General features: G+C 61.6%; 11 protein-coding genes and 1 pseudogene. 4 read left to right on the forward strand and 8 right to left on the reverse strand.

Annotated elements, in window-relative coordinates; genetic code table 11:
• Nucleotides 1-88: 88 nt before the first annotated feature.
• The 3 genes from ASD52_RS22350 to ASD52_RS22360 form a co-directional block, all read right to left on the reverse strand.
• Nucleotides 89-1411: an FAD-binding oxidoreductase gene (locus ASD52_RS22350; protein ID WP_025426743.1), complete on the reverse strand. Its 1323-nt coding sequence runs from the start codon at nt 1409-1411 to the stop codon at nt 89-91.
• A complete protein-coding gene (locus tag ASD52_RS22355) occupies nt 1408-2850 on the reverse strand; it encodes a UbiA family prenyltransferase (protein ID WP_025426742.1) in 1443 nt (480 codons plus the stop codon). The genes ASD52_RS22350 and ASD52_RS22355 overlap by 4 nt, the downstream gene beginning before the upstream one ends.
• Before the next feature lie 129 nt (nt 2851-2979).
• A complete protein-coding gene (locus ASD52_RS22360) occupies nt 2980-3912 on the reverse strand; it encodes a phospholipase (protein WP_051509160.1) in 933 nt (310 codons plus the stop codon).
• Between the two features lie 210 nt (nt 3913-4122).
• Here ASD52_RS22360 and parE point away from each other — a divergent pair, with 210 nt between their 5' ends.
• On the forward strand, nt 4123-6186 hold the full coding sequence (parE, locus tag ASD52_RS22365) for a DNA topoisomerase IV subunit B (protein ID WP_025426740.1): 2064 nt from the start codon (nt 4123-4125) through the stop codon (nt 6184-6186).
• 127 nt (nt 6187-6313) lie between these two features.
• Here parE and ASD52_RS22370 read toward each other — a convergent pair whose 3' ends face one another.
• A complete protein-coding gene (locus ASD52_RS22370) occupies nt 6314-6796 on the reverse strand; it encodes a GNAT family N-acetyltransferase (RefSeq protein ID WP_057214225.1) in 483 nt (160 codons plus the stop codon).
• Between the two features lie 227 nt (nt 6797-7023).
• Between ASD52_RS22370 and ASD52_RS22375 the strand changes: the two genes are divergently transcribed.
• Complete coding sequence (locus ASD52_RS22375) at nt 7024-7440, forward strand: hypothetical protein (protein ID WP_025426738.1); 417 nt, start codon at nt 7024-7026, stop codon at nt 7438-7440.
• Nucleotides 7441-7526: 86 nt separating this feature from the next.
• Here the strand turns inward: ASD52_RS22375 and ASD52_RS22380 are convergent, their stop codons facing one another.
• Nucleotides 7527-8666 (reverse strand): DUF2336 domain-containing protein, encoded by a 1140-nt coding sequence (locus ASD52_RS22380; protein ID WP_057205100.1) that lies wholly within the window; start codon nt 8664-8666, stop codon nt 7527-7529.
• A gap of 73 nt (nt 8667-8739) precedes the next feature.
• Here ASD52_RS22380 and ASD52_RS22385 point away from each other — a divergent pair, with 73 nt between their 5' ends.
• The gene (locus ASD52_RS22385) at nt 8740-9444 is read left to right on the forward strand and encodes an aldolase/citrate lyase family protein (protein ID WP_025426736.1); all 705 of its coding nucleotides are present in this window, start codon (nt 8740-8742) and stop codon (nt 9442-9444) included.
• 23 nt (nt 9445-9467) lie between these two features.
• Here ASD52_RS22385 and ASD52_RS22390 read toward each other — a convergent pair whose 3' ends face one another.
• Both ASD52_RS22390 and ASD52_RS22395 read right to left on the reverse strand, forming a co-directional pair.
• The gene (locus ASD52_RS22390; protein ID WP_025426735.1) at nt 9468-10070 is read right to left on the reverse strand and encodes a flavin reductase family protein; all 603 of its coding nucleotides are present in this window, start codon (nt 10068-10070) and stop codon (nt 9468-9470) included.
• Nucleotides 10070-10654 (reverse strand): nitroreductase, encoded by a 585-nt coding sequence (locus tag ASD52_RS22395; RefSeq protein WP_025426734.1) that lies wholly within the window; start codon nt 10652-10654, stop codon nt 10070-10072. Before ASD52_RS22395 ends, ASD52_RS22390 begins: the two co-directional genes overlap by 1 nt.
• A gap of 99 nt (nt 10655-10753) precedes the next feature.
• Here ASD52_RS22395 and ASD52_RS22400 point away from each other — a divergent pair, with 99 nt between their 5' ends.
• Complete coding sequence (locus ASD52_RS22400; RefSeq protein ID WP_057205104.1) at nt 10754-11758, forward strand: hypothetical protein; 1005 nt, start codon at nt 10754-10756, stop codon at nt 11756-11758.
• A 47-nt stretch (nt 11759-11805) separates the two neighbouring features.
• On the opposite strand, the pseudogene ASD52_RS22405 reads toward ASD52_RS22400, so the two are convergent.
• A pseudogene (locus ASD52_RS22405) lies at nt 11806-12644 on the reverse strand (lysophospholipid acyltransferase family protein).
• Between the last annotated feature and the right edge of the window lie 43 nt (nt 12645-12687).

The following is a 12687-nucleotide window of genomic DNA, read 5'->3' on the forward strand; positions in this document are numbered from 1 at the left end:
TACCCCCAGTCCCGGGGAAGTACCTACACGCGAGAGACGCATATTCAGTGAAGTTCGCGTGTTTAATTTAATAAAATTGTCGGCATTCTCACTTTGGCAAAGCCAGCGCCGTGCGGCGCCAGAAGTTCGACGTCAGCGCTGGATCGCGCAAAGCCTCAAGCTCCCTCCAGGAAGTGAAAGATTTTTCAAAGACTTGCGGGCTCATACGCGCATCCTTGTAAGGATTGATCGCGCCCCCGGCTTCGACAACGATTGCATCCAGCCTGTCCAGCAGCTTAACCGTCCGTTCACCTTGATTGGCGAAGTCGAGCGTCAAAGTAAAACCAGGCCGCGGAAACGATAGGAGCCCGCGGGAGGCGACGTCCCCGAAGCGCTTCAAGACGGTCAGGAACGATGCGTGTCCGGCACGGCGCGCGGTCTCCATCAGCGTCGCGGTGATCTCCCGCGCATTCTCGGCGGGATAGACGCTCTGGTGCTGATACAGACCTTTGGGGCCGTACAGCCTGTTCCACGCGCCGATGGCGTCGAGCGGATAGAAATAGGAAGTCCACGGCACCGTCGACACGGCCTCGCCCGGTTTCTGCTTGCGGAAATAGTATTCGTTGAAGGCCTTGAGCGTCGCTGAATTGAGCAGGTTGAACGGTGGCGAAAACGGCACCGAGAGCTTCATGCCTTTCGGCATATCGGGAAGCTCGCAAGAGCCATCGGCATGGTCGCCGGCCAGCAGAACCCCACGGCCCATACGCCGTCCCGTTGCAAGCTGGTCGATCCAGGCGACTGAGTATTCGTGTTCTTCGTCGACGCGATCGACGAGACCAAAGTATTCGTCGAGATTATCGAAGCGGATCGCGTGCTGCTGCACATGCGGCGACGGCACCTTGGTGAGGCGAAGACTGACGGTCAGGATCAAGCCGGTGAGCCCCATTCCGCCGATCGTGGCGGAAAACAGCTCCTGGTTCTCCGCCGGAGTGCAGGCCAGGTGCTCGCCATTGGAACGCAGGAGCGTAAAGCCAGTCACATGATTGCCGAAGGTACCGCGGGCATGGTGGTTCTTGCCGTGGACATCGTTGGCAAGCGCGCCGCCAACGGTGACAAAAGCCGTACCTGGTGTCACGGGAAGAAAGAAGCGGTGCGGAATGGCGCGGGCCAAAACGTCGCCAAGGGTAACGCCGGCTTCGCAGGTCATCATCCCTGTGCCCGGATCGAAGGCGATTATGCGCGCGTGTCGACGGTTGTCGATCAGCATGCCGCGATCGTTATGGCAGCTGTCGCCGTAGCTGCGGCCGTTGCCGAACGGCAGGAAGGCATCGGGCTCGATATTGCCGATGCGATCTTCGTAGTCGTCGGGTGAAATGCCCTGTCGTGGCCGACGGTCGAGCCGGCCCCAACTTTCGTAGTCTTGTGTGTTCATTGCGGCCCGACGGCTCCGAAAAGAATAAGTAACGCCCCGATCAGCATGGTCAGCTGGCTGCGCCAATCGCGCATGATGAAGACCACCGGATCCTCGTGCAGCATGCCACGGCGCGCCAGCATCCAGATCCGAAGGAGCATATAAAGCACCAGCGGGCAAAGCGGCCACAATGCCCACGGCGTCGTGTACATTTCCTGCAGTTCCTTGCTGTGCACGTAAAGCGCAAGCACCAGAGCGGAAGTGAAGGCTGAGGCCACGCCTGCCTGCCCGACCATCTCGAAATCGACCGCGAGATAGCCGCGCCCGGGAACGGCACCGCCGTCCTTGTTGTCGAATTCATGCAGTTCGACGTAGCGCTTCACCAGAGCCAGGCTGAGGAAAAAGAAGATCGCGAACGACACCAGCCAGAAGGAAAGTTCCGTTCCGGTCGCCGCCGCACCGGCAACGATACGGGTCGTGTAGAGGCCGGCAAGCGTGAACACGTCGACGAGAAGCTTGCGCTTGAGCACAAAGGTGTAGGCCGTCGTAGCACAGGCATAAAACGCCAGCACGCCAGCAAACTTCCACGGAAGGAGAAAGGTCAGCGAAACCGAGGCCAGGGTCAGGCAGACGACCAGCACCAATGCCGTCGGCACCGACATCTGGCCGCTGGCAAGCGGCCGGTTGCGCTTCTTCGCGTGGCGCCGGTCGTTCGCCAGATCGGAGAGGTCGTTGATGACGTAGACGGCGGAGGCCAGGAAGCTGAACGCAAAGAATGCGATGGCAACACTCACCAGCGCATCCAGATGCAGCACCTCATGATTGAGGATCATCGGCACGCCGATCAGCACGTTCTTCGCCCACTGATGGACGCGGATCGACTTCAGCGGCGCAAGCATGCTCACTTTGCCGGTGTCGAGTTTCTCGGCATCGTGACTACGACGCCATTTCTCAGCCGCCGCATCGGGTGCCACGACGATTGCCCGGCGCGACGCCTCGAAGACCGCGATGTCGTCGCGGCTGTTGCCCATATAGTCGAAGCCACCTTCGCCGAACCGTTCCACCAACGCATCACGCTTTCGGCTGCTGGTCAGATTGAGTGCCTCCGACGAATGCATGATCGAAGAAAAGAGCCCGATATGCGCTTCGACCTCTCGCGCGACGGAAGGTGCAGCACCGGTAACCAGCACGATGTCGCGTCCTTGGGCCTTTTCGGCGGCCAATCGAGCAAGGACGGCCTGGCGATACGGCCAGTCCGCCGCCATTCGTCCGGAGCGCAAGGCAACCTCATGTTTCAGACGCGCCTTGCCCTGCGATAGCCACATGAGCATCGGGAAGAGCATCAGCGGATTGCGCAAAACGATGATCGCAGCACCTTCCCACAGTGTGTCGGCAGCCAGTAAGGTGCCATCCAAGTCGACACACAACGGAATTTGCCGTGTTTCGATATGCGCATTCATGAAATCTACCCCAGCAATATCTGCCGGGGATAATCGCGCCGATCACTTTCAAAGGTGGAAATAAGCAGCGCGCCTACACCCGGAAATTGCCGTTCTGGTTAACAAATGCCGAGCCGCGAGCGATGTCCGTCAGCGGCTGCCGATCCAGTTCAAGGCGTCGCGCCAATCGGTCATACGGACCGGCGTTCCATGCGATCCGGTCTCAAAGAGCACGAAGCGGGCCGGATAGCCCTGCCCTTTCAACGCGCTGTACAGCGCCTTCTGGCTCGCTGCCGGATAGACACTATCTCGGCTGCCATGGCTGAAGAACATCGGCAATTTCGCCTTGTAGGCGGCGCTCTTGGTAAAATCAGGATCGGCAGCGCCGCCCATGATCATCATGCCGCCAAGCGCTGCCACAGCGCCCGCGTCACGAGACACACCCCAGCAAATGAAACTGCCCATGGAGGCACAGGCCAGCACGACAGGTCTCCCGCCGGAGCGCTCGGCGGCAAGTTTGACCAGGCCTGCAACGTCCGCGGCCCCGGCCGCATCGAAGGACCGCACGCTCGGCGCGTAATAAACGCCCCCATTGGCGACAGCGAGGTTCTTCAGGCGATTGAAGTTGCCGCCGAAGGAGAAATCATTGGCGCCGAGGCGCCGGTCTCCCCCGCGTCCATGGATGAAAATCACGGTGAATGCTGCGCCGCGCTCCCGACCGACGCGCGTCACGTCGAGCGAGCGCCCGCCAACATCGAGCGTCTCGTTGACCTGCTCGCCTTTGACACCCAACGAGACGAAGGCGCGTTTGACGCGCCGCTCCGGAATTTCGTCGCGTTCATTGATATCGCGCAGTTCCTGATAGTCGACGACGCGGTAGTCACCGCCCTCGCTCTCCTCCAGCACCTTGCCGTATGAAAACAGATCGTCCTTGTAGGGCTTAAGCACCTGCGCCTCGGCGCAAACGATCGAGCTTGCAAAAAGGCCGACGGACAGAAAAATGGCGGCAAGCCGGCGAAAGCAAAAATCAGCTGTGGACACGGACAACGAAGGGCTCCCTGGTTCGCGGCAAAGCCTTGCCATCGGCCCGACAGCAAAGCAACAGTTGGTAACAAACGCCGACGCAGAGGCTTTATTTTGCAGGCATCCGGCGCGGCCATTCTCCTTTTGTTCGCACAATCGGCAAGAGTCTGGCAGAATTCGGGTGATTCGAATGACTGGGGATGGCGACAAGACCGAGGTCTTGCTATGGCCTTCAGCACCTCCGCACGACAGGAATGATCTAGACGCCCCATGGACGACAACAGCGACCTCTTCTCCGCAATACCCGAACAACCGAAGCCCGTCGTGGCAGACGCCGCGCCTGTTGCGCGAACGGCGCCGGCTCCGCGTGAAGAACCGCGCCCTGCTCCCAAAGGCAGCGACAGCGGCGACTATGATGCTTCGGCGATCGAGGTGCTGGAGGGGCTGGAGCCTGTCCGTCGGCGTCCGGGCATGTATATCGGCGGCACCGATGAAAAGGCGTTGCACCATCTCTTCGCCGAAGTCATCGACAACTCGATGGACGAAGCGGTGGCGGGGCACGCCAACTTCATCGAAGTCCATCTCGACGCCGACGGCTATCTGTCGGTAACCGACAACGGCCGCGGCATTCCGGTCGAAAACCATCCCAAATTCCCGGGCAAATCGACGCTCGAAGTCGTCATGACGGTTCTGCATGCCGGCGGCAAGTTCGACGGCAAGGCCTATGAAACTTCCGGCGGTCTGCACGGCGTCGGCGTCTCCGTCGTCAACGCGCTGTCGGACGATCTCGAAGTCGAGGTTGCCAGAAATCGCAAGCTCTATCGCCAGCGCTTTTCGCGCGGCGTGCCGCAGGGTGGCCTGGAGGAGCTAGGTGACGTCCACAACCGACGCGGAACGCGGGTTCGGTTTCATCCCGATCCGCAGATTTTCGGACCGCATGCCCGCTTCGAGCCGGCGCGCCTGTTCCGCATGGCACGCTCGAAGGCCTATCTCTTCGGCGGCGTCGAAATCCGCTGGTCGTGTGATCCGTCGCTGCTGCCGGAAGGCTCCGAGATACCGGACCGGGCGGTGTTCCACTTCCCCGGCGGCCTGAAGGACTATCTTGCCGCAACGCTCGGAAAGGAGTTCACGGTTACCCGCGAGATCTTTGCCGGCAAGTCCGAGAAGTCGAACGGCCACGGATCGCTCGAATGGGCCGTCACCTGGTATGGTGGCGACCAGCAAGTCCATTCCTATTGCAACACCATTCCGACGCCTGAAGGCGGGACGCACGAGGCAGGTTTCCGCATCGCGCTCACAAAGGGTCTGAAGAATTACGCCGAGCTGACGCAGAACAAGCGCGCCGCCATTATCACCACCGATGACGTGATGATTTCAGCCGCTGGCATGCTCTCGGTCTTCATTCGCGAGCCGGAATTCGTCGGCCAGACGAAGGACAAGCTGGCAACCGTCGAAGCACAGCGCATCGTCGAAAACGCCCTGCGCGATCCTTTCGATCATTATCTTGCCGACAACCCGGCCGAGGCGGCAAAACTGCTTGAATGGGTGATCGAGCGCGCCGACGAGCGCGTCCGCCGCCGCAAGGAAAAGGAAGTCAACCGCAAGACCGCGGTGCGCAAGCTGCGCCTGCCCGGCAAGCTTGCCGACTGCTCGCAGAACACAGCCGAAGGTGCGGAACTTTTCATCGTCGAAGGGGATTCGGCTGGCGGCTCGGCCAAGCAGGCGCGTAACCGCGCGAACCAGGCCATCCTGCCGCTTCGCGGCAAGATCCTCAACGTCGCCAGCGCCGGTCGGGAAAAGCAGGGCGCCAACCAGCAGATCGGCGACCTGATCCAGGCGCTCGGCTGCGGTACTCGCAGCAAATACCGGGAAGAGGACCTGCGCTACGAACGCATCGTCGTCATGACCGACGCCGACGTCGACGGCGCGCACATCGCCTCGCTGCTGATCACCTTCTTCTACCAGGAGATGCCGGAGCTCATCCGCGGCGGCCACCTCTATCTCGCCGTACCCCCGCTCTACCGCCTGAGCCAGGGCTCGAAGACGCTCTATGCCCGCGACGACGCCCATCGCGAAGAGCTGATGCGCACCGAATTCAACGGCCGCGGCAAGGTCGAAGTCGGCCGGTTCAAAGGTCTCGGCGAGATGCTGCCGGCGCAGCTCAAGGAAACGACAATGGATCCGAAGTTCCGCACGCTGCTCAAGGTCCAAATCGACGACGTCGATTTCGAAGGCACGCGCGAAGCCGTCGACAGCCTGATGGGCACCAAGGCCGACGCACGCTTCCGGTTCATCCAGGAACGCGCCGTGTTCGCGGATAATCTCGATATCTGATCGACCGAGACGTCGCGGTGCCTATGTGTTTACAAGCAGATAGGCACCGTGGGTGAAGCCGATAATGGCACGCCCGAAACGACGGGCGTTGCCCATTTGCGAGGCGCCTTCAAAGACGCCGCTCCGACTATCGATCGAGATCTGCAGGTGTGCGCAGCGCCTTCTCCATGAACAGGCTCAGCGGATCCGGCTGGTAGTTGCCGAAAGGCGGGCGCTCGACATATCCGGCGCTCCTGTAGAGCCCGATTGCTTCCGGCTGGTGAATACCGGTTTCAAGCCGGATGATATCAAGACCGCAGTTCTCGCCGTGCCGCTCGACTGTCTGCAACAAACGCTTTCCGACCTTCAGTCCCCGCGCCTGCGGGTCGACGAACATGCGGTTGATCTCCGCCGAACCATCGCCGGCTTCGACCAGCGCGCAGCAACCGACGACAATTCCATCAAAACGCGCGACGAAGAAGGATACGCTTGGCTTCTCCAGCGTCGGCACATCGACAAGGTGGTTGCTTTCCGCAGGATAGAGCAATGCGGCATAGGCGTCCGACATTTCCAGAAGGCGCAGGATTTCCGGCTGGCGTGGTAACTCTTCGGCGATCGTGACGTCAGGCAATTTTTATCCTCGGCAATGGCTTGGTTCGTTTGCGGTTCTGAAGCGAAACTAACGGCCTGTAGGTCGGCACCCAATACGTCAAATTGCGCAAGGACCAGACCTGCCCATCAATCCGAATGACGCGGCGAAACAAATTGTTTCTGCGCGTTCAGGCCATTGCCCTAATTCCGGAAGAATCACACAGGCAGAAGTCGTGCAACCGGCGCCCAGATGGATACAGCCAGACCATGAAAGCCACCCTGATCGTTATGACCATCCTTGGCTGTGACCACGACGTCAGCCAGTGCCAATATATCTCGACGGTCGACGGGACATGGCCCTCGATCGCCCAATGCGATACGGATTCGCAGAAACAGTTGCCGCGCTTTTCCAATGCCAACTATCCCGTGGTCGTCGCCGTCTGCGAGAGTTCCGGCCCCGGCTTCGCCACCAATGATCCGCAGCCGGAGGTCGTCGCTCCGCTTCCGCAGCCCGAGACGCCGGCGCCGCAGGCAGCAGAGGTGCAACCGACCCTGCCAAAGCGCGCCCTTGCGTTTCTCTCCGGCGCCGTTCCCGACCGTGAGAAGCTGAAGACCCTGGTCAGCAAGCCGGTTCACTACATCGAGGACGGTTATTCCTGGGTGGCGCGGCGGTTCACCGACTGACGCAATCAGGCGGGGTCATTCATCAGGCTTTCGGCGCTCGTGGTTTGGCGGCCAGCACGGCTGGCTGACCTTTCGGCGAATTGACGTCAGGCGGCCTGGCGCGCGGCCAATTGGGCATAGTCGCGGGCAGACTGCCGTTGCTCGGCAAAGGCCAGACGCTCGAGAATTTCCGCCATTGCATTGCAGGCCGGCGAAGGCGCCCTTTGACCGTGCAAGCTTGCGAGCAGCGCGGCACAGACCGAGGCGCGACAATCGTCCGTGCCGGTCGTGCCGTCCTTGCGCCAGAGCAGGACCGCCTCAGCGAACGCTTCGCTGACGTCACGCCCAAGGCCGGCGCTCTCGAACAGGGCGCGAATGGAATGGATGCGGCCGCTCGAGAGGATCGAGCGAACGCGCTTTTCCGTGACGCCAGAGAGATCGACGATGGCTGCCGAGAAAAACTCCGCCCGACCGGTGACAAGTGCATGCAACAGGAACGCCGGCGTCAGGCGACCGGTCCCGCGCAGATGAGCGACGAGGTCAGGCAATTCATCCACAGCCAAAGCGCCGGCCATGCCGACCGCTGCGACGTCGCAGGCCTCGCGCGTGATCCGCTCTACCCGCGTCTTTCCGATCGCCATCTGAACCAGACCGAAGGCGGCGAGAGCTGCCCCCACCTCTTCGACGAGCGCGTGCCGGGCATCGCTTGGCAAGTCGGCGCGGTCCAGCAGCAGATCGCGGATGGCAGCGGAATAGCCGAGACGCTCAGCGATCCGCTTCAACGACCGGCGCGGCAGCTGGGCACCGCCATTTTCAAGCAGGATCAGCATTTCTTCTTCGCCGCCGATTTCAGCGATAGCGGCTGAGACGGAACGTGACACGAATGCGCGGGCCGCAATCAGCGCCCGTGTCTCGACCGAGCCCCGGGCTGCAAGATCGACAAGGTCCTCGTCGGTCAGAACAGGCGAGCGGGAAATGACGATGTAGGCGATTTCCGGCTGGTCTTCGGCAAGCCCGAGAATGATGGCACGAGGAATATCGGAGGATGGCGCGAGCACTTCGGCCAGAGCCGAACGTACCTTCGGAGAGGGATCGTCGAGCAGAAAGGTCATTGCCATTTCGGCAGCCTGACGATCAATACCGTTCATCTGCGCGTCGACATAGGCGCGACCGAGGGCCCGGGCAGCGCGGGCACGATCGCCCGTTCTCGCCGTCTCCACCCAGCGAAGAAATGCTTGTATGATCACCGACGCCCCACTAGACACCCAAAGCCACCTGATGTTGGAAGCCTAGCCGGCAAAGGTTTAAGATTGGTTCACCATGTCCGTTAACCGCTTCAAAACCATGAAACCACTGCTGTTTCAGAGCGCCGGCGCGCCGCTACCGACGTCCGTCGATCTCAACGCTTTCGATGGCATTATTGTCGATCTCGGTTTTGGTGACGATGCACTAGCTCAGCTGGTGGCAGTCGCGCGCGGTGCCTGCCGTGTCTTCGCACGGATCGCTCCAATCAACCGCCTGGCAGCGGAGGACATGGCCTCGCTTCTTCGCAACGACATTAGCGGCGTCCTGCTTTCCGGATGCCGGAGCCGCGCAGATGTGCAGAGGCTCGATGTCATGCTGCGCGTCGCGGAGGCGAACGTAGGCAATCGCCTGCAGCAGGTCGCTATCCTTGCCGAATATGGCTCGGTCCCCGAAAGCGTACTTTCGCCCTACTCCCTTGGCGAAAGCTCGCCGCGTCTCGAAGGAATTATTTTCGATGCCTCTGCGCTGGCGGCGGCTATCGGCTGCAGACCATCGAAGGAGCCGCAGGATGAGGTTCTGGTCGCACCAATCGCCGCCGGGCGCGCCGCTGCTGCTCTTCGCGCCCATGAAGCGGGTCTTGGCTGTTACGAAATGCTGCCGCAAACGGCAGTGACTGAAAAGGCCGTCCGGCGCGCCTTCGCTGCCAGCCGCGCCAATGGCTTTTCTTCCGTGGTCTGCCGCTCGCCGGAGCAAGCGGCATGGCTGGATACAGGCGGCTGACGCTTCCTCCGACTACCCACGCCTCAGCGCGTGGGACGCACCATCTGGAAGACGTCGCCGCCGTCGCAGTAATCCATGTAGCCGAGGCGGGCGAGCGGGCGGACCGTCGCCATGTCGAAACGACCGTCGCGGATCGCCTCGTCGCGAATGTGGATGCCGACCACCTGGCCGATGACGACGTAATTGTCCGAGGGCTCGCCATCGAGCCCCTTTGGCTGGAACATCTCGGTCATCCGGCACTCCAGCGCCGCATAGGCCTCGCCCACGAACGGCGCCTTGACCAACGTCCCGTCAACCGGCGTCAACCCGGCTATCGTAAACTCGCTCTCGCCATGGGGAGCTGCAATCGAGGTCTTGTTGACCGCCTCGCTCAGATTCCGGCTGGCGAAGCTGGCGGTGAATTCGCCGGTGGCCTCGATGTTGCGCACCGAATCCTTGTAGCCGCTCGACGAAAACATCACGAGTTTCGGCCGGTCGCTGATCGCATTGAAAAAGGAATAGGGCGCGATATTCAGCGAGCCGTCCGTGGCGCGCGTGCCGATCCAGCCGATCGGCCGCGGCGAGACGATGGCCTTGAACGGATCATGCGGCAGGCCATGCCTGTTTGCGGCCGTGTCGTAGAACATCAGGCGTCTTCTCCGACCCAGGTGACGATCTCGGCCAGTTCCGGGCGTGGACGCTCCGTTGGCGGGACCGTAGCGGTGCCGATGTGGATAAAGCCGGCGATCTTCTCGCCCGGCTCAACGCCGAGCAACGGATAGGCAGCTTCGTCGAAGGCGTACCATTCGGTCAGCCAATTGGAGGCATAGCCGAGCGCATTGGCCGCCATAAGCAGGTTGAGGCAAACGGCACCGGCCGACATCTGCTGCTCCCATTCCGGGATCTTGAAATGCGGGGCTGCCTTGCTGACGACCGCAACGACGACCGGAGCCCGCGTCATCCGCGTCTCCTCGACCTTGATCATCTCGTCAGACAGATCGGGCTTCTTGGCGAGTGCCATTGTCTTCAGTTCGGCGCTGATGCGCGCCCGCTCTTCGCCGCGGTAAACGATGAACCGCCACGGAGCGAGCTTGCCGTGATCCGGCACACGCGAGGCGAGCTTCAGCATTTCCTCGACTTCAGCTCTACCGGGTCCTGGTTCACCCATCTGAAAAGCGGGAATGGACCGGCGGGACGCGAGATAGTCAACGAGCTTTATTTCGGTTTTCATATTGGGTGAATTCCACTATTTTGCCGCCGACCGGCAGCCACGAAAATGCCATACCGGCGTCTCAAGTGGAGTCACCCAGTCAGGAAGTCAACTGCTCTCATGCGCACCTGCCCTCGTATTTTCATCAGAACCGGTTTGGCGGTCGCACTCGCAAGCATCACCGCCGGCAGCGTCCTGGCGCAGGACGCCACGGAGGCCTTCGAGAGCTTTCCCTCCATTTCCACCACCGGCAAGACGCAGAAGCTGACCGGCTTCAGTCCGCTGACCAGCGACCCGACACAGGGCGGCACACTGAAGGACGTGAAACTCGAGGCGCTTCTGACCGGCAAGGGTCAGCCCGTCGAGGCCGGCCTGACCTGGCGCGTGTTCAGCCCGATCCCCGGAAGCGACGGCAAGCTGCCGCTGCTGGCGACGTCCGAAGGCGGATCGACGGCCTTCAGCCTGGTGCCGGGCGAGTATTTCGTCAACGTCGCATTTGGCCGTGCGGCCGCGACGCGCAAGATCCGCATCCCGGAAGACGGCGTGCTCGACAAGCAGGTACTGGTCCTTGATGCTGGCGGCATGACGTTGAATGCGGTCTCAGGCAGCGATGTGCGCATCCCGCCGGGCGAACTCAGCTTCTCCATCTATTCGTCCGAAACGCAGAGCGATGGCGAACGGGCCTTGATTGCCGCCGACGTGAAGCCCAGCACCGTCCTTCGCCTCGGCGCCGGCACCTATCATGTCAGCTCCAACTACGGCACGACAAATGCGGTGATCACGGCCGACATCCAGGTGGAAGCCGGCAAGCTGACCGAAGCGACGATCCAGCACAAGGCTGCGAAGCTGACGCTGAAGCTGGTCTCCGAGCCGGGCGGCGAAGCCATCGCCGACACCGGCTGGTCGATCCTGACTTCGGCGGGCGACATCGTCGACCAGGAGGAAGGGGCGTTCCCGACGCTGGTTCTTCTCGAGGGCAACTATACGGCTGTCGCAAGAAACAAGAACAAGATCTACCAGCGCGATTTCACGGTGAAGGCCGGCGTCAACACCGATATCGAAGTGCTGCTGACCAATGGCGGCGCGGCCGCAAGCCCGGAAGCAGCCGCGGAAGCACAGGATTGATCTGACGCCGCCAGGCTGACCGTGCGGCAGGCACGCCTGACGCTACGTCAGCCGGCACGCTTGAGGAAACGGCGACGCGGCGGTGCCATCGAAAAGACCGCCTCGTAGATGCGACCGAGCAGATCCTTGCGGTCAGCATGCAAGCAAAGCTCTTCCCAGGTGAGGATATGCCCGATGCGGGCCGCGATCGTCGTGCCCGACAGCCTTCGGAATTCGCGGATCAGGAGAGAGATCCTGAGCGTCAGCGAGACCTTGCTGGCGAGATGGAAGATGCGGCCGTTCTGCCCCTCGAAATAGATCGGTATGACGTTCGCGCGCGCGGCCTGTATCAACTTGGCCGGAAAGATCTTCCACGGCAGATCCTCGGCCCTGCCCCAGCCCGAGCGCGCCGTTGCTACGCCGCCGGCCGGGAAGATCACGATCGTCACGCCGTCCTTCAGCAATCGCACCGCTTCGTGGCGCGTCGCCATGTTCAGCGCCAAGGCCTCCTTCGTCTCCTCGAAGGACACCGGCAGCGAATAGGGCGCCATCTCCGGCACCTTCAACAGCTCGTTGTTGATCAGCACCCGAAACGGCCTGCCGAGTTGCTCGGCAAGCGCCAGAACGGCAATGCCATCGCCGATGCCGAAGGGATGATTGGCAACGATAACCAGGGGGTGTCCGGCAGGTGCCGAGGCGGCCATTCGCCCTGAAGCCGCAGGCGGACATCGATCAGCTTCAGCATCTCGCCGAAGATCCGGTCGCTCTTGCCGACGACGTCGGATTGCCAACGCGCGTAAAGCTTGACGTATCGGTTGCGACCCGCCAGGCCCTCCATGGAGCGGATGAACCAGCGCTTCAGGCGCCGGTCATTTTCATTTGCGTAAGACAGCTCTTTGAACTGCACGGAAGTCTCCGATGGATGGCCTCCTGCATGCTTCCTTAAATCG

It is taken from the genome of Ensifer sp. Root142, assembly GCF_001426785.1.
Classification (GTDB): Bacteria; Pseudomonadota; Alphaproteobacteria; order Rhizobiales; family Rhizobiaceae; genus Ensifer; species Ensifer canadensis.

What these genes read in the sequence shown, in the direction of transcription:
- ASD52_RS22390 (WP_025426735.1), bottom strand. Translation starts at nt 10,070, where the DNA reads ATGTTCTACGACACGGCCGCAAACAGGCATGGCCTGCCGCATGATCCG.
- ASD52_RS22355 (WP_025426742.1), bottom strand. Translation starts at nt 2,850, where the DNA reads ATGAATGCGCATATCGAAACACGGCAAATTCCGTTGTGTGTCGACTTG.
- ASD52_RS22360 (WP_051509160.1), bottom strand. Translation starts at nt 3,912, where the DNA reads ATGGCAAGGCTTTGCCGCGAACCAGGGAGCCCTTCGTTGTCCGTGTCC.
- ASD52_RS22350 (WP_025426743.1), bottom strand. Translation starts at nt 1,411, where the DNA reads ATGAACACACAAGACTACGAAAGTTGGGGCCGGCTCGACCGTCGGCCA.
- ASD52_RS22385 (WP_025426736.1), top strand. Translation starts at nt 8,740, where the DNA reads ATGTCCGTTAACCGCTTCAAAACCATGAAACCACTGCTGTTTCAGAGC.
- ASD52_RS22375 (WP_025426738.1), top strand. Translation starts at nt 7,024, where the DNA reads ATGAAAGCCACCCTGATCGTTATGACCATCCTTGGCTGTGACCACGAC.
- ASD52_RS22400 (WP_057205104.1), top strand. Translation starts at nt 10,754, where the DNA reads ATGCGCACCTGCCCTCGTATTTTCATCAGAACCGGTTTGGCGGTCGCA.
- ASD52_RS22395 (WP_025426734.1), bottom strand. Translation starts at nt 10,654, where the DNA reads ATGAAAACCGAAATAAAGCTCGTTGACTATCTCGCGTCCCGCCGGTCC.
- parE (WP_025426740.1), top strand. Translation starts at nt 4,123, where the DNA reads ATGGACGACAACAGCGACCTCTTCTCCGCAATACCCGAACAACCGAAG.